General features: G+C 70.0%; 12 protein-coding genes. 10 read left to right on the top strand and 2 right to left on the bottom strand.

The features are described 5' to 3' along the window. Positions 1 to 29: 29 nt before the first annotated feature. The 3 genes from hpaD to M1D46_RS08990 are packed head-to-tail and all read left to right on the top strand — an operon-like array spanning position 30 to position 2766. On the top strand, positions 30 to 1193 hold the full coding sequence (gene hpaD / locus M1D46_RS09000) for a 3,4-dihydroxyphenylacetate 2,3-dioxygenase (RefSeq protein WP_456285360.1): 1164 nt from the start codon (positions 30 to 32) through the stop codon (positions 1191 to 1193). After that, entirely contained in the window at positions 1190 to 1978 is a 789-nt protein-coding gene (gene hpaH / locus M1D46_RS08995) for a 2-oxo-hept-4-ene-1,7-dioate hydratase (protein WP_456285359.1), read from the top strand. The genes hpaD and hpaH overlap by 4 nt, the downstream gene beginning before the upstream one ends. Then, the gene (locus M1D46_RS08990; RefSeq protein WP_456285358.1) at positions 1963 to 2766 is read left to right on the top strand and encodes an HpcH/HpaI aldolase family protein; all 804 of its coding nucleotides are present in this window, start codon (positions 1963 to 1965) and stop codon (positions 2764 to 2766) included. Before hpaH ends, M1D46_RS08990 begins: the two co-directional genes overlap by 16 nt. Positions 2767 to 2775: 9 nt before the next feature. Here the strand turns inward: M1D46_RS08990 and M1D46_RS08985 are convergent, their stop codons facing one another. Both M1D46_RS08985 and M1D46_RS08980 read right to left on the bottom strand, forming a co-directional pair. Continuing rightward, positions 2776 to 5187: a glycoside hydrolase family 2 TIM barrel-domain containing protein gene (locus M1D46_RS08985; protein WP_456285357.1), complete on the bottom strand. Its 2412-nt coding sequence runs from the start codon at positions 5185 to 5187 to the stop codon at positions 2776 to 2778. Continuing rightward, entirely contained in the window at positions 5184 to 5912 is a 729-nt protein-coding gene (locus M1D46_RS08980) for a TetR/AcrR family transcriptional regulator (protein WP_456285356.1), read from the bottom strand. Before M1D46_RS08980 ends, M1D46_RS08985 begins: the two co-directional genes overlap by 4 nt. Before the next feature lie 85 nt (positions 5913 to 5997). Here M1D46_RS08980 and M1D46_RS08975 point away from each other — a divergent pair, with 85 nt between their 5' ends. The 7 genes from M1D46_RS08975 (at position 5998) to M1D46_RS08945 (ending at position 17360) form a co-directional block, all read left to right on the top strand. Then, positions 5998 to 7518 carry an ABC transporter substrate-binding protein gene (locus tag M1D46_RS08975; RefSeq protein WP_456285355.1) on the top strand — a complete coding sequence of 507 codons (1521 nt, stop codon included), beginning with the start codon at positions 5998 to 6000 and terminating at the stop codon, positions 7516 to 7518. A 52-nt stretch (positions 7519 to 7570) separates the two neighbouring features. Beyond that, a complete protein-coding gene (locus tag M1D46_RS08970) occupies positions 7571 to 8512 on the top strand; it encodes an ABC transporter permease (RefSeq protein WP_456285354.1) in 942 nt (313 codons plus the stop codon). Further along, complete coding sequence (locus M1D46_RS08965) at positions 8509 to 10350, top strand: dipeptide/oligopeptide/nickel ABC transporter permease/ATP-binding protein (protein WP_456285353.1); 1842 nt, start codon at positions 8509 to 8511, stop codon at positions 10348 to 10350. The genes M1D46_RS08970 and M1D46_RS08965 overlap by 4 nt, the downstream gene beginning before the upstream one ends. After that, on the top strand, positions 10347 to 11201 hold the full coding sequence (locus M1D46_RS08960) for an ATP-binding cassette domain-containing protein (protein ID WP_456285352.1): 855 nt from the start codon (positions 10347 to 10349) through the stop codon (positions 11199 to 11201). The genes M1D46_RS08965 and M1D46_RS08960 overlap by 4 nt, the downstream gene beginning before the upstream one ends. Then, positions 11201 to 12934 (top strand): DUF5605 domain-containing protein, encoded by a 1734-nt coding sequence (locus M1D46_RS08955; protein WP_456285351.1) that lies wholly within the window; start codon positions 11201 to 11203, stop codon positions 12932 to 12934. Before M1D46_RS08960 ends, M1D46_RS08955 begins: the two co-directional genes overlap by 1 nt. A 144-nt stretch (positions 12935 to 13078) precedes the next feature. Further along, positions 13079 to 14806, top strand: coding sequence for a DUF5605 domain-containing protein (locus tag M1D46_RS08950; RefSeq protein WP_456285350.1), 1728 nt, complete (start codon positions 13079 to 13081; stop codon positions 14804 to 14806). Continuing rightward, a complete protein-coding gene (locus M1D46_RS08945; protein ID WP_456285349.1) occupies positions 14799 to 17360 on the top strand; it encodes a family 78 glycoside hydrolase catalytic domain in 2562 nt (853 codons plus the stop codon). The genes M1D46_RS08950 and M1D46_RS08945 overlap by 8 nt, the downstream gene beginning before the upstream one ends. Position 17361 lies beyond the last annotated feature (1 nt).

Here is a 17361-nt window from a genome sequence, read left to right as displayed (position 1 = left end):
GGCCATCCGCTCACGCAAGGACGCATGACATGACCCGACGCGAGGACATGACCCTCACCTCCTCCGGCTACTTCGTCTCGCAGGAGGCGCCGATCGCCGCGGCGAACCCGATCCCCCGCCCCGCTGCCGCTCCCCCGGACATCCTCCGGTGCGCCTACATGGAGCTCGTGGTGACCGATCTCGCGGCATCCCGCGCGTTCTACGTCGACGTGCTCGGCCTCTACGTGACCGAGGAGGACGACACGACGATCTACCTGCGCTCGACCGAGGAGTTCATCCACCACAACCTCGTGCTCCGCGCGGGCCCGGTCGCGGCGGTCGCGGCGTTCTCGTACCGCGTGCGCTCACCCGAGGACCTCGACCGCGCCGTCGCCTTCTTCACCGAGCTCGGGTGCCGCGTCGAGCGCCGACCCGAGGGCTTCGTGAAGGGCATCGGCGACGCGGTCCGCGTCGAGGACCCGCTCGGCTTCCCGTACGAGTTCTTCCACCAGGCCGACCACGTCGAGCGGATGTCGTGGCGGTACGACCTGCATGTCCCCGGCGAGCTCGTGCGCCTGGACCACTTCAACCAGGTCACGCCCGACGTCCCGCGGGCGGTGTCGTACATGCAGAGCCTCGGATTCCGCGTCACGGAGGACATCCAGGACGAGGAGGGCACGGTGTACGCGGCGTGGATGCGCCGGAAGCCGACGGTGCACGACACTGCCATGACCGGCGGCGACGGCCCGCGCATGCACCACGTGTGCTTCGCCACGCACGAGAAGCACAACATCCTCGCGATCTGCGACAAGCTCGGGGCGCTGCGCCGCTCCGACGCGATCGAGCGCGGGCCGGGGCGACACGGCGTCTCGAACGCGTTCTACCTCTACCTCCGCGACCCCGATGGCCATCGCGTCGAGGTGTACACGCAGGACTACTACACCGGCGACCCCGACAACCCCGTCATCACGTGGGACGTGCACGACAACCAGCGCCGCGACTGGTGGGGCAATCCGGTCGTGCCGAGCTGGTACACCGATGCGTCGCTCGTGCTCGACCTCGACGGCAACCCACAGCCCGTGCGCGCCCGCACCGACGCGAGCGAGATGGCGGTGACGATCGGCGCCGACGGCTTCTCGTACACGCGACGAGACGACGACGAGGCGATGCCCGAGTGGAAGCAGGGCGAGTACAAGCTGGGGCACCAGCTGTGAGCCTCTCGGCCGAGGCGATCCGGGCGATCGCCGACGAGCTGGCCGCGGCCGACCGCGACCGGACGCTCATCCCGCGCATCACCGCGCGCCATCCGGAGGCGACCGTCGACGACGCGTACGCGATCCAGGGCATCTGGCGCGACGGGCGGATCGCCGCAGGGCGCCGCCTCGTCGGCCGGAAGATCGGGCTCACGTCGCGCGCGATGCAGCAGGCGACGGGCATCTCCGAGCCGGACTACGGGGTCATGTTCGATGACACGGTCTGGGAGAACGGCGCGCGCATCCCGCACGACCGCTTCTCGAACGTGCGCATCGAGGTCGAGCTCGCGTTCGTGCTGAGCGCGCCGCTCGAGGGTCCGCACTGCACCCTCTTCGACGTGCTGCGGGCCACCGAGTACGTCACGCCCGCACTCGAGATCCTGAACTCGCACGTCGAGCTGGAGGGGCGGACGATCGTCGACACGATCAGCGACAACGCGGCGTACGGCGGCCTCGTGCTCGGCGGCAGCCCGACCCGCCCCGACGACGTCGACCTGCGCTGGGTGTCGGCGCTGCTCTACCGCAACGAGACGATCGAGGAGACGGGCGTCGCCGCCGGAGTGCTCAATCACCCCGGCACGGGCGTCGCGTGGCTCGCGAACAAGCTGCACCAGCACGGAGCGCGCCTCGAGGCGGGCGAGATCGTCCTCGCGGGCTCGTTCACGCGGCCCGTCTGGATCGACAGGGGCGACACCGTGCTCGCCGACTACGGGCCGATGGGAGCCATCTCATGCCGCTTCGTCTGAACCCGACCCTTCGGCACCGGCTCGCGGAGGCGACGCGGCCGCTGTACGGCGGATGGGTGTGCTCGGGCTCTCCCGTCGCCGCCGAGATCATGGCGGGATCGGGACTCGACTGGGTGCTCATCGACATGGAGCACGCCCCGAACGGGCTCGAGTCGGTGCTCGCGCAGCTGCACGCCGTGTCGGCGTACCCCGTGACCGCGGGCGTGCGCATCCCGTCGGCCGACCCCGTCGTCATCAAGCAGGTGCTCGACCTCGGCGTGCAGACGCTCCTCGTGCCGATGATCTCGACCGCCGACGAGGCGCGTGCGGTCGCCGAGGCCGTCCAGTACCCGCCCGCAGGGCGACGCGGCGTCGGCAGCGCCCTCGCGCGCTCGGCGCGCTGGAACCGGGTCGACGGCTACCTCCGCGACGCGGCCGAGCATGTCGCCGTGTACGTGCAGATCGAGACCGCGGAGGGCGTCGACAACGCCGCCGACATCGCGGCGACGCCGGGCATCGACGGCGTGTTCGTCGGCCCGGCCGACCTCGCGGCGTCGATGGGGCTGCTCGGGCAGCAGACGCACCCCGAGGTCGTCGCCGCGGTGAAGCGCGTCTTCGAGGCGGCCGCGGCCGTGGGTCGGCCGTGCGGCGTGAACGCGTTCGACCCCGCGGCTGCGCGCGCCTACGCCGAGGCGGGCGCGCGCTTCCTGCTCGTGGGAGCGGATGTCGCGCTGCTCGCACGCGCGTCGGAGGCGCTCGCGGACGGCTTCATCGGAGGGGATGCGGAGCGCGGGCGCGCTGCGACCTGACCGGGGCGGTCACGCGGCGTCACGGACATCGAGCACGAGCACGGCCTCCTCCCCCGCCGATTGCACGCGCACCGTGATCCGCCCGGGCGCCCCAGGGCGGACCACAGCGAGTGCGCGCCCGTCGAACGTCCGCCATGTCGACGCATCGAAGCGCTCGACGGTCGCCGGGTTCGCGCTGCACATGCCCGCGAGCGTGCCCGGCCCCTCGACCTCGACGTGCACCTCCCTGTCCGCATCCGTCGCGAGCACGCCGCGGGCATCCCTCAGCTCGATCGCCACGAACGCGAGGTCGGCATCATCGGCGACGAGGGTGCGGCGATCCACCGTCGCGGTCAGCCGAGCCACATCGGCCGTGACGAGCTCGGTTCGGCCCACCTCCTCGCTCCGTTCGAAGACGACGGCCGTCAGCCGCCCCGGTCGGTACACGGTCTCGATGACCGCGAGGCGGGGGCGCTCGATGCCGACGTCCGCCCGACCGATCTCCTCATCGTCGAGAAACAGGACGACCCGCTCGGCGTCCGTGTAGATCTCGACCTGGACGGGATCGCCTTCCGATCCGCGCCAGCTCCACGACGACACCGCGTCGCTCCATGCCCACGGCGACGGCGCGACGATCTCCTTGCCGTGGTGCGCTGGGCGGCGCACCGCGATGTACGGCTCGCGACGGAGGCCGTAGACGATCTCGCGGTAGTAGGACACAGGGCGCCGCCAGCCGGTGATGTCGAGGTCTCCGGTCCATGCCGTCAGCCAGGGGAACTCCCGTTCAAGCGAACGGGAGGGGCGGGCGTCGTCGGCGTACTGCACGGAGCCGATCCCGACCTCGCCCAGGTAGTCCCATCCCGTCCAGGTGAAGTCGCCGATGACGTTCGGGCACGCCAACACGAGCGGCCAGAGCCTCCCGATCTGCGGCGCGAAGGTCTCGGAGCCGACGATCACGCGGTGCGGGTGCGTTTCGGCGTCGGCGGCGTATCGTGCGTCGGCGTAGTTGAGCCCGAGGACGTCGAGCACCGCGCTCGACTCCTCGATGCGCTCGCTCGCAGCGTCCCCGGCGCCCACGACGTTGAACAGGTCGATCCCCGCTGTCGCCGCGGCGTTGAGACCGCCGAGCTCGTCGACCACGTGCGGAACCTCGTCGATCGCCGCGAGGAGCGCGTTCACGCCGTTCGTGATCGGCCGGGTCGGATCCAGTGCGCGGACGTGCTCGGCCATCCGCCTCGCCCACCGGGCGCCGTGCGGCGTTCCCGTCTCGGCGATCTCATTGCCGAGGGAGTAGAGGATGACGCTGGGATGGTTCCGGTCCTTGGCGACCATCGCCTCGAGATCGGCCGCCCACCACTGCGGGAAGTCCGCGGCGTAGTCATACGGCGTCTTGAACCTCGTCCACATGTCGAAGGCCTCGTCGATCACGAGCATGCCGAGGCGGTCACACGCCTCGAGCATCGCGACCGAGACGGGATTGTGCGACGCGCGGATCGCATTGAAACCCGCTGCGCGCAGGAGCTCGACCCTGCGCTCCTCGGCCCGCCCGATCGCGGCGGCGCCCAGCGGGCCGTTGTCGTGGTGCACGCACGCCCCGCGCAGCAGCACCGGCTCGCCGTTGATGCGCAGTCCCTTGCGAGGATCGACCGTGACGGTCCTGATGCCGAACTCCTGCCCGACCGCCTCGCCCTCGCCGACCACCCGCACCGACGCACGGTAGAGCGCGGGATCCTCGGGGCCCCAGAGCCGTGGAGATGCGACGAAGAAGCGCTGGCGCACGAGGCCGGTCTCACCGGGTGCGAGGGTGAGCGGCGTCTCGTCCTGCTCCACGACGCGACCCGTGTCATCGATCACCTGCGAGTGCACGCGAACGGTCCGCGTCACGCGCTCCGTGCTGCGGACCGTCGTCGCGTACTCCACGACGGCCTGGTCGTCCTCGACGCGCACCGTCTCGATGCGCACGCCATCCGGGACGATGTGCACCGGCCCGTCGACGTGGAGGAGCACCGGGCGATGCAGGCCGGCGCCCGAGTACCAGCGCGAGTCCTCCCCCGCGCGGACCTCGATCCGCACGGTCGACGTGCCTCCGAAGCGCAGATACGGGGTGATGTCGACGAGGAACCGCGCGTAGCCGTCCGCCCTGTTGCCGGCGAGCTCATCGTCGACGAACACCTGGGCCCGGCGGAACGCCCCCTGCACCTCGAGCGCGATCACCTTGCCGCGCCATTCCCCCGGCACGTCGAACGTCTTGAGGTAGGTGTAGGCGCCGTGGGGATAGAACGCGGCCGCTCCTCTTCCGGGAGCGTCCGGCGCGCGCAGTTCGTCGCGCAGCGCGTCATGAGGGAGGCGGACCGTGCGCGTCGGCGTCTCGCCGGACGCGCCCGTGAACGGGCCCACCGGCTCGCGCACCCGCCACCCCTCGTTGAACGGGAACGCGCTCATGCACGTGCTCCGCCAGGCGCGTCGAAGTCGACGTCGACGAACCCTTCGAAGAAGCGTCGGAGATGCGCTGCCATGTCGAGGAGTCCCGGCTCGAGCAGCCACTGCACCTGCAGGCCGTCCATCATGGCGATCGTCGCGATCGCCGCGCGCTCCGGAGAGACGCCGTCGCGAAGCCGGCCCTGCCGCTCGAGCGCTCCGAACGCATTGCGCAGGTTCTCCCGCGTACGGGCGTACCGGGCGATGAAATAGCCGTGCGCCGGGTGCTCCGGCGACGTGGCCTCTGTGGAGAGGACGGCGAAGAGCTTGACGATCCCCGGGATCGTCGCGTTGTACTCTGCGAGGCGCACGAGGCCGCGCAGCGTGGTCGCGCCGTCATCCGGATCGAACGGAACGACCTCCATGGCGCGCACGTCGCGCCGGTCGAGGACATCCGCGAGCAGAGCGCTCTTCGAGGGGAAATGGTGCAGCACCCCCGCCTCGCTCATTCCGACCCGGTCTGCGACCTCGCGCAGGGATCCCGAGCGGTAGCCGGACTCCGCGAACACATCGAGTGCTGCATCGAGGATGGCGGTGCGGACGGCGGCCGTCTTCGCGTACGGTCCCCGTCGGCGCTCGCGAGGCCTGGTCTGTGCAGGTGTCTTCATCGTCTTCCCCACGCTAGCCCGCCGCGGCGCTGCGGCGGAATGGATCACAATTTGGTCAACCGGTCGACTGAACGTGATCAAAACCTAGCGACTCCTTGCGTTTCGCGCTAGCGTACTCCGCAACGGCGATCCGATGGAGGCTCGCCCCTTACCCGAAGGACCGATGATGATCCGTTGGAAGGCCGCAGCAGCCACCCTCGCCGTGTCCGCGCTCGCTCTGACCGCCTGCTCCGGCAACGGAGGCGGCGCCGGCGGCGAGACCGACACATCACTCACGCTGGGTGCGATCGCCCCGCCCGTCACGCTCGACCCCGCAGGAGCCGAATGGGGCAACCGCGCGCCCTACTACCAGGCGGTCTACGACACCCTGCTCTACGCAGACACCGAGGGCGAGATCCAGCCCTGGCTTGCGACCGAGTGGTCCTACAACGCCGACAACACCGTCCTCACGCTGACCCTGCGGGACGACGTCACGTTCACCGACGGCAGCGCCCTCACGGCGGAGGTCGTCGTCGAGAACCTCCAGCGCTTCAAGGACGGCACCTCCCCCGACGCCGGCTACTTCGCCGACGTCGCCTCCTTCGAGGCACCCGATGAGAAGACCGTCGTCATCACGATGAACGCGCCGAATCCCGCGTTCCTGGACTACCTCACGCGCGATCCCGGCCTCATCGCGTCCAGCGAGGCGATCGCGTCGGGCGACCTGACGACGGAGCCGGTCGGCTCCGGCCCCTACATGCTCGACGCCGCGGCGACCGTCACGGGCACCAGCTACGCCTACACCGCGAACCCCGACTACTGGAACAAGGACGTCCAGTACTACGACTCGCTCACGATCAATGTCTTCCAGGACCCCACGGCCGCACTGAACGCCATCAAGGCGAACGAGGCCGACGCCGTGCGCCTCTCGACCAACGACAACCTCGCCGAGGTCGAGGGCGCGGGGTGGACCATCAACTACAACGAGCTGGACTTCCAGGGCCTGCTTCTGCTGGACCGCGCAGGGGAGGTCAGCGAGCCGCTCGGAGACGTCCGCGTGCGTCAGGCCATCAACTACGCGATCGACCGCGAGGCGATGCTCGAGGCAGTGCAGAAGGGCAACGGCACCGTCACGACCCAGGTCTTCCCCGCGACCAGCGCGGCGTACGACGAGGCGCTCGACGAGTACTACACGTATGACCCCGAGAAGGCCCGCGAGCTCATGGCCGAGGCCGGCTATGCCGACGGGTTCACGATCTCGATGCCGAGCTCGGCTCTTCTCGGAGCGTCGACGTACTCTCTCATCGACCAGCAGCTCTCGGAGATCGGGATCACCATCGAGTACACCGACCCGGGCAACAACTTCATCGCAGACCTGCTCGCACCGAAGTTCCCCGCCTCGTACATGGCCCTCGAGCAGAACCCCGACTGGCAGCTCATCCAGTTCATGCTCGCGCCGAACGCGATCTTCAACCCGTACCACTACGAGGACGAGACGGCGAGCGCGCTCATGGAGCGCATCCAGTTCGGCGACGAGGCCGAACAGGAGGCCGGAGCCGCCGAGCTCAACCGGTACATCGTCGAGCAGGCATGGTTCGCCCCCTTCTACCGCGTCCATGGCGTGATGGCATCTGCTCCTGGCACCTCGGTGGAGATGGTCCCGACCAACGCGTACCCGTCGATCTTCGACATCCGCCCCGCCGAATGATCTCCGCCCGGGCCGCCTCCTGCGGCGGCCCGGGCTCCTGACAGGAGCGAAGATGCCCACCTTCATCGCCCGGCGCCTGCTCTCCGGCGCCATCATGCTCGTCGTCATCTCGGTCGTCGCGTTCACGCTGCTCTATCTCGGGGGCGGCGACATCGCGCGCCGCATCCTCGGCCAGAGTGCGACGGCCGAGACGGTCGCAGCCAAGGCCGCGCAGCTCGGCCTCGATCGCCCGCTGGTCGAGCAGTTCGCGGACTGGTTCACCCGCGCGCTCACCGGCGACCTCGGACGCTCGTGGTTCAGCAGCCAGTACGTCACCGTGAGCATGGAGACCCGTCTCCCGGTCACGCTCTCGATCGTGATCGGCTCGACGCTCATCGCCGCCGTGCTCTCGGTCGTGCTCGGCGTCCTCGCCGCGAGGAGGGGAGGCTGGGTCGACGGGCTCGTGCAGTTCCTCGCCGTCGTCGGCTTCGCCGTTCCGGGGTTCCTCATCGCGCTCGGGCTCGTCCTGCTTTTCGCGATCAACCTGGGGTGGTTCCGGGCGACGGGGTACACGCCCATCGCCACATCGCTCGGCGGCTGGCTGGCGTCCATCACGCTGCCCGTGATCGCCCTCGCCATCGGCGCGATCGCGACCGTCGCCCAGCAGATCCGCGGGTCGGTCCTCGACGCCCTCAGTCGCGACTATGTCCGGACGCTCCGCAGCCGCGGACTGCCGGAGAACCGTGTCGTGTACCGGCACGTGCTGAGGAACGCCGCGGGGCCCGCGCTCGCCGTGCTCGCGGTGCAGTTCATCGGCATGCTCGGCGGCGCGGTGATCGTGGAGCAGGTGTTCGCCCTGCCCGGCATCGGCCAGCTCGCGGTGTCGGCCACGACCCAGGGCGACATCCCCGTCGTGATGGGCATCGTCGTCATCACGGCCATCATCGTCGTCGTCGTGAATCTCGCGATCGACCTCGCGCAGGCAGCGCTCAACCCGAAGGTGCGACTCTCATGAACGCCACCCCGACCCCCGCTCTCCTCCGGCGCCTGCTCCGCCGGCCTCTCGCCGTCGTGTCGCTCGCCGTTCTCACGGTCATCGCGCTTGCCGCGGCGCTGGGGCCGACGATCGCCCCGCAGGACCCGCACTACTCCGACATCGCCGCCATCCTGCAGGCCCCGAGCGCCGCGCATCTGCTCGGCACGGACTCCGCAGGGCGCGACGTCCTGTCGCGCCTTCTCGCCGCGACGCAGATCTCGATCGCGTCGGCGCTCGTCGCACTGGTCACGGCTCTCGTCATCGGCGTGCTGTCGGGACTGGTCGCCGGCTACTATCAGGGCTGGTTCGACGCCGTCTCGTCCTGGGTGACCTCGCTCGTCATGGCGATGCCCGGCATCGTCGTGCTCCTTGCGGCCCGCGCTGTCCTCGGTCCCAGCGTGTGGATCGCGATGCTCGTGTTCGGCGTGCTCATGGCGCCCGCATTCTTCCGCCTGGTCTACGCGAGCGTCACCTCCGTGCGCGGCGAGCTCTACGTCGACGCCGCGCGCGTCTCGGGACTCGGCGACGGCCGCATCATCGGCCGGCACATCCTCAACGTCGTGCGCGCGCCCATCCTCATCCAGTCGGCGATCATCGCGGGCATCGCGATCGCCATCCAGTCGGGCCTGGAGTTCCTCGGGCTCGGCGACCTCGCCGTGCCCACGTGGGGCTCCATGCTCAATGACGCCTTCACGAAGATCTACACCCAGCCGATCCTCATGCTCTGGCCGTCGCTCGCGATCGCGCTCACGTGCATCGCACTGACGCTCCTCGCGAACGCGATGCGAGACGAGCTCGAGCGCACGGTGTCCGTCCGACGCCGGCGCCGCCGCGCCGTGTCGGGAGCGACCGGATCGGTCGCAGCGGTCACGACGTCGTTCGCCATGAGCGGCGCCGATGCGCCCGTCGACCTCGACGAGCCGCCGGTGTTCGAGACCGCGCCGGTCGTCGTGCACGAGGAGGACTCGCGATCGGCCCTCCGCACGCACGACGTGCTCCTCAGCATCCGCGACCTGCGCGTCGGATACGACCAGCCGAACGGCTCGACCATCGAGGTCGTGCACGGCGTCTCGCTCGACGTGCGGAAGGGCGAGGTGCACGGGCTCATCGGGGAATCCGGCTCGGGCAAGACCCAGACGGCGTTCTCCGTGCTCGGGCTGCTGCCGCGTGGCGGGCGCGTCACAGCGGGCACGATCGCATTCGACGGCATCGAGCTCACGCAGGTCGGCGAGCGCGCCTACACGGATGTCCGCGGGCGCCGCATCGGCTACATCCCGCAGGAGCCGATGTCGAACCTCGACCCCTCGTTCACGATCGGCTCCCAGCTCATCGAGCCGCTCCGCGTCGGACTCGGGATGTCTTCGAAAGACGCGACGGACAAGGCGCTCTCGCTGCTCGACCGCGTCGGGATCCCCGACCCGAAGCGCACGTTCGCCGCCTATCCGTTCCAGGTCTCGGGCGGGATGGCGCAGCGGGTCCTCATCGCCGGCGCGGTCTCCACCGATCCCGAGCTGATCATCGCAGACGAGCCGACGACGGCACTCGACGTCACGGTCCAGGCCGAGGTGCTCGATCTGCTGCGCGGTCTTCAGGAGGAGCGCCACATGGCGATGCTGCTCGTGACCCACAACTTCGGGGTGGTGGCCGACCTCTGCGACCGGGTCTCGGTCATGCAGGACGGCCGCTTCGTCGAGCAGGGTCCTGTGCGCGCGATCTTCCGGAACGCTCAGCATCCGTACACCAGGACACTGCTGGAGGCGATCCTCGACGAGGGTCCTGCCCGCGGTCCGCTTCAGATGGCAGGAGGTGCGCGATGAGCGCCCCGATCCACGATGCTCCCCTCCTCGAGATCACGGACCTCGTCGTCGAGTATCCGGGCAAGGGGCTGCGCGGCCAGCCGTTCCGGGCGCTCAAGGGCGTCTCCCTCGACATCCGCCCCGGGGAGTGCGTCGGACTCGTCGGGGAGTCCGGATCGGGCAAGACGACCCTCGGACGAGCCGTCCTCGGCCTCGCGCCGGTGACGGAGGGCGCGGTCGTCTACGACGGCCGTGACATCTCACACCTCTCACGCGCGGAGCGACGCGGGCTCGCGAGCGAGATCCAGGTGGTGTTCCAGGATCCGTACTCGTCGCTCAATCCCGCGATGACGATCGAGCAGATCCTCGCCGAGCCGCTGGGCGTCCAGGGTGTCAGCGCAGGCGAGGCGAAGGCACGCGTCCGCGACCTCCTCGACCAGGTCGGTCTGCCGACGGATGCCCGCACGCGGCTCCCGAGGGAGTTCTCGGGAGGTCAGCGGCAGCGCATCGCGATCGCCCGCGCCCTCGCGCTGTCGCCGCGCCTCATCGTGTGCGACGAGCCCGTCTCGGCGCTCGATCTCTCGACGCAGGCGCGCGTGCTCGATCTCTTCATCGAGATCCAGGAGCGCACGGGCGTCGCGTACCTCTTCGTCACCCACGACCTCGCCGTGGTCCGTCACATCAGTCATCGCGTCGCGGTCATGTACCGGGGTGAGATCGTCGAGCAGGGGGACGGCGAGCAGGTGACGTCGGCCCCGGTCCATCCTTACACGCAGCGCCTCTTCATGGCCGCGCCCGTTCCCGACCCGGACCGTCAGGAGGAGCGCCGCGCTCAACGGCGCGCCCTGCTGGCCGCAGGACAGGAGACCTGATGCCCTTCCACCGTTCGTCCGCCTTCGGAGACGCACTCGACAGCCCAGCCGCTCGCGCGGTGCTCGAGACGTTCCTGCCGGGGATCGCCGCGTCGCCCATGGCGACCCAGTACCGAGGCGCCCGGCTCGGGCAGCTCGTGGGGTTCGTCCCGCAGCTCGAGGACCCCGCGGAGCGGGAGCGGCTCTGGGCCGCGCTTGCATCGATCGAGGATGGCGATGACGCGAAGCGCGAGTACCTGCCCGCGGTCGCGCCCGACCCCGACTACGACTCGGCTCCCCGCTCGTCCGCGCCCGCAGCGGTCGCGTCCCCCGTTCCGCGCTGGGGAGTCGCGGAAGTCCGGCTCGAGGGCCCACGGCACGGCAACCCGTACCTCGAGGTCGAGCTCGAGGCGGTGTTCCGACACGGCGACCGCGAACTCCGCGCGGGCGGGTTCTACGACGGCGAGGGCGTCTGGATCGTCCGCCTCCTCGCTGACGAGGAGGGCGACTGGACATTCGAGACGCGCTCGACCGCGCGCTCGCTCGACGGGGTGACAGGGGGCTTCACGGTCGTCGCGTCCGGTGCGCCGGGGCCGGTGGTCGTCGACGGCTTCCACTTCCGCCACGCGAAGGGCGACCGCTACCGGCCGGTCGGCACGACCGCGTACGCCTGGACGCATCAGCCGGAGGAGCTGCAGGAGGAGACCCTGCGCACCCTCGCCGATTCCCCCTTCAACAAGGTGCGGATGTGCCTGTTCCCGAAGTCGTACCTCTACAACGAGAACGAGCCCGACGACTTCCCGTTCCTGGGATCGCTCGAGGCGGGGTTCGATCTCGAGCGCTTCGACCCCGCGCACTTCCGTCGGCTCGAGGCGCGCATCCGCCAGCTCGGCGAGCTCGGGATCGAGGCCGACCTGATCCTCTTCCACGCGTACGATCGCTGGGGCTTCGCCGATCTCGGCCCGGCCGTCGACGACCGCGTCGTGCGCTACGTCGTGCGCCGCCTCTCCGCGTTCGCGAACGTGTGGTGGTCGATGGCGAACGAGTACGACCTGCTCTGGTCGAAGAGCGAGGAGGACTGGGAGCGGCTCGCCGCGATCGTCGTCGAGGAGGACCCGCACGGACATCTCCTCTCGATCCACAACTGCCGTCCTTTCTACGACCACTCGAGGCCGTGGATCACCCATGCGAGCGTCCAGCGCCAGGACGTCTACCGGACAGCCGAGTTCACGGACGAATGGCGCATCCGCTGGGGCAAGCCCGTCGTCATCGACGAGGTCGGCTATGAGGGGGACATCGACCAGGGGTGGGGAAACCTCACCGCAGAGGAGCTGATCCGCCGGTGCTGGGAGGGTGCCGTCCGCGGCGGGTACGTCGCGCACGGCGAGACCTACCTCGCCGACGATGAGGTCCTCTGGTGGTCGAAGGGCGGGGTCCTGAAGGGCCATGCGCCCGCGCGCATGGCCTTCCTCGACCGGATCGTCGGCGAGGCTCCCGGCGGCGTCGTCGATCCGCTGCCGAGCGACTGGGACGTCCCGTGGGGCGGTGTCGCCGATCGCTACCTGGTCGGGTACTTCGGCTTCAACCGCCCGCGGTTCCGGAACCTGGTGCTCCCGGGCGATCGGCCCTGGCGCATCGACGTCATCGACACATGGAACATGACGGTCGAGCGCGTGCCCGGCGCCCATACGGGCGCGTTCCGTGTCGACCTGCCGGGCCGCCCCTTCATGGCCGTCCGTCTCGTCGCGGAGTGAGGAGACGGCTCCGCGCCGGTCAGAGCTCAGCGGAGTCGGCACTATTTTGCGCAACCAGCCAGCGCAGTGTTGGCGATGCACCTAGCCTGGTCCGGCCGGGCGCTGACGCCGCCCCGGGCTGAGTCCTACGAGGAAGTTCCGACCATGCGCCACATCACCCGCCGCACGCCGCTCGCCACTGTGCTTGATCATCCGGACACGCGCGACGTCGTCGCCCGTATCGCCCCCGACGTGCTCGATGCCCCTCTCCTGAAGGACCTCGTCGGGTTCCCGACGGGACCGATCCTCGGGCTCGTGCTGGGCGCGGAGGATCCGCGCGTCACAGCGATCCTCGAGGAGCTCGCGGCGTTCGAGGACCGCTCGGAGCGGCCCGCGGACGGACGTCAGGTCGTGCCCGCGGACGACTACGAATCCGCGACAACCGCGCGTGCGAGCGCCGGCGCGCGCGTCGCGGAGTCCGCAGCGCCGGGTGCCGTCGAGCTCGTGTTCGACGGCCCGTCGCACGGCAACCCGTTCGTCGAGGTCGAACTCGCCGTCGAGTTCCGCCGGGAGGGCACGTCGGTGCGTGTCGGTGGCTTCTACGACGGCGACGGCACCTACCGGGCGCGCTTCCTGCCCCCGGCGCCTGGCACGTGGACGTTTGCGACGCATTCGACCTCCCGCTCGCTCGACGGGATCGAGGGAGAGGTCTCCGCCGAAGCCGATGGCTCGCATGGCCCTGTGCACGTCGACGGACTGCACTTCGCGCATCGCGACGGCACGCCGTTCGCCCCCGTCGGCACGACGGCGTACGTCTGGACGCTCCAGGACGACGAGCTCCAGGAGCGCACGCTCGGCAGCCTCGCGCAAGCCCCGTTCAACAAGGTGCGGATGGGACTCTTCCCGAAGGACTTCCTCTACAACTCGAATGAGCCCGATCGATATCCCTTCGCGCGCGCGGACGGCGGATGGGATCCCGAGCGCTTCGACGTCGCGTACTTCCAGCACCTCGAGCTCCGCATCGCGCAGCTCGCCGACCTCGGGATCGAGGCCGACCTCATCCTCTTCCATCCGTATGACCGCTGGGGCTTCTCGCGCATGGGCGAGGTGATCGACGATCGCTACGTCTCCTATGTGGTTCGCCGCCTCGCCGCGTTCCGGAACGTCTGGTGGTCCCTCGCGAACGAGTACGACCTTCTCACCACCAAGGACGACGCCGACTGGAACCGCCTCGGCGAACTCGTCGCGGCGGAGGATCACGTCGGTCACCCCCGCTCCATCCACAACTGGATCGATATCTTCGACTACTCAGCCGGCTGGGCCACGCACGCGAGCATCCAGGGCGGCGGCTACCGCATGGGAGAGCTCGTTGCGAGCTGGCGAACCCGGTGGCACAAGCCCGTCATCGTCGACGAGTTCGGCTACGAAGGCGACCTCGACCAGGGCTGGGGCAATCTCACCGCCGAGGAGGTCGTGCGCCGCTTCTGGGAAGGCACCGTGCGCGGCGGCTACCTCTCGCACGGCGAGACCTTCTACGCCGACGATGAGGTGATCTTCTGGGCCAAGGGCGGCGACCTGCGCGGCGAGAGCATCCCGCGTCTCGCCTTCCTGCGCGAGATCGTCGCGCAGTCCCCGACGGGCCGCATCGATCCCCTGCCCTCCGACTGGGACGCCGCGTGGGGCGGCGTCCCCGACGAGTACATCCTGATCTCCTTCGGCGGCGCACGCCCGAGGTTCCGCGACGTCCTCATCCCCGACGGGATGACCGCGCGTATCGACGTCATCGACACCTGGAACATGACGATCGACCCCGTCCCCGGCGAGCATTCGGGCCGCACGCGCGTGCAGCTGCCCGCCAAGCCCTTCATCGCTGTCCGGCTGACCCGTGCGTGACGCGCAGAGCGACGCGCCGACGGAACTGCGCGTCGAGCACCGGCTGGACGCACTCGGTATCGGGGAGCGCGCGCCCCGTCTGTCGTGGCGCGAGATGGGTGCCGAGCCGGCCGAACGCTTCGAACTCGAGGTGAGCTCGGAGAGCGAGACGTGGACAGCGACCACCACGGGCTGCGTGCTCGAGGAGTGGCCAGCGCCTCCTCTGCGGTCGCGAGACATCCGCACGGTGCGCGTGCGCGCCATCCGGTCCTCCGGCCCCTCGGACTGGAGTGCGCCACTCGCCGTCGAGGCCGGCCTCCTCGAGCCCGAGGACTGGTCGGGCCGCTTCATCCGCGGCGCGGCATCGGCGAGCGGCGCACCCGTTCTGCGGCAGATGGTCCGCATCGACGCTCCGGCGCAGCGCGCACGTCTCTACGTCGTCTGGCGAGGAGTCGGCGAGATCCGCGTGAACGGCGCCGTCCTCGGAGAGGATGTGCTCTCACCCGGCTGGTACAGCTACGCGCACCGCGATCTGGCGTGGACGCATGATGTGACGGATCTTCTCGTCTCGGGCGACAACACGATCGAGCTTCGGCTCGGCGACGGCTGGTACGCCGGCCGCGTGGGATTCTTCCAGCAGCGCGGTCTCTACGGCGACGCCCCGGCGGTGCTCGCGCAGCTCGAGATCGCCGACGTCCACGGCGCCCAGACGCGCATCGCGACGGACAGCACCTGGGCGAGCGCGCCAGGTCCCGTCCTGCGCTCGGACATCTACGACGGCGAAGTCCACGACGCCCGACACGAGCTGCCCGCACTCACCCGCGACGAGCTCGCCACCTGGGCGCGCGCCGTGGAGACCGACGTCCCCGGCGATCGCATCGCCCCCGCGCTGCTCCCGCCCTCCCGCCGCCACGAGACGCTCGCGCCCGTGAGCATCGGGACCGCGCCGTCGGGCGAGACGGTCGTCGACTTCGGTCAGAACCTCGTCGGTCGGGCACGCATCCACGTGGATCTCCCGGCCGGAACCACGCTGCGCCTTCGCCACGCCGAGGTGCTCGAGCACGGAGAACTCGCCGTCGCAGAGCTGCGGTCGGCGCAGGCGACCGACTGGTACACGTCCGACGGCTCGCCCTCCGTCTGGGAGCCCGCCTTCACCTTCCACGGATTCCGCTACCTCGGGATCACAGGATGGTCAGGACCGATCGACCCGGATGCCGTGTGCGCCGTGGTCATCCACTCGCGCATGCGTCGCATCGGAGAGTTCCGGACATCGCACCCGGGGCTCGATCGCCTGCACGAGAACGTCGTCTGGTCGACCCGCGGCAACTTCCTCTCGCTGCCGACCGATTGCCCGCAGCGCGACGAGCGCCTCGGATGGACCGGTGACATCGCCGTGTTCGCGCCGACCGCGGCGTATCTGTTCGATGTCACGGCACTGCTGCAGTCCTGGCTGACGGATGTCGTGCTCGAGCAGACAGTGGAGGGCTCGATCCCCCATTTCGTCCCGTTCGTGCCGTTTCCCGCGAACGCCCCAGACTCGCCCCTGTTCAAGAACTCACCGACGGCTGTCTGGGGCGACGCTGCCGTGCTCGTTCCCTGGGCACTGTACGAAGCCACGGGCGACACGGCGATCCTCTCCGCCCAGTACACGTCAATGCGGCGATGGGTCGAATTCGTCGACGAGCGCGTCGGTCCGTCCCGCATCTGGGAAGGCGACTTCCAGTACGGCGACTGGCTCGACCCGACCGCGCCCGCGGACGACGCCGCCAACGGAGCGACCGACCCCGCACTCGTCGCGACCGCGTACTTCGCGAACTCCGCGCGTCTCCTCGGCGAGACGGCGCGGATCCTCGGCGAGGGCGCTGACGCCGTTCGGTTCGCGTCGCTCGCCGCGGACATCCGCGCGGCGTTCCGCACGAGGTTCCTGCGACCCGACGGTCGCCTGTCGAGTGACTCGCAGACGGCCTACGCGATCGCCCTGAGTCTCGGCCTCCTCGAGAGCCCCGATTCCGAGCGCAGCGCCGGTCGCCGCCTCGTCGAGCTCGTCCGCGCGACTGGCCACCGCATCGGCACCGGATTCGTCGGAACGCCGATCATCCTCGACGCACTCTCCCAGGTCGGCGCCGTCGACGACGCCTACGGGCTCGTGCTCCAGACCGAGCTGCCGTCGTGGCTGTATGCCGTGGAACACGGTGCGACGACCATCTGGGAGCGATGGGACTCCCTCCTTCCCGACGGCTCCGTCAACCCCAGCGGCATGACGTCGTTCAATCACTACGCCCTGGGATCGGTCGCGTCGTGGCTTCATGGCACGGTGGGCGGGCTGTCCTCACTCGCCCCGGGATGGACGCGGCTGCGGATCGCGCCTCGACCGCACCGTGACGTGCGATCGGCTGCGACGTCCCACGAGACGCCCTACGGACGCGCCGCGGTGGAATGGTCCGTCGACGACGGGGTGCTGCGGGTTCGCGCGACGGTGCCGCCGCGCACGAGCGCGGTCGTCGACCTCCCCGGGTTGGACGCCCTCATCGTCGGCGAGGGCCGGCACGACTTCGAGGTGACCTGGCACGAGTAGG

The sequence above is a fragment of the Microbacterium sp. JZ70 genome, assembly GCF_053903225.1.
Note: the sequence above shows the minus strand (reverse complement) of the source record. Positions and strands in the feature narration are given on the sequence as shown.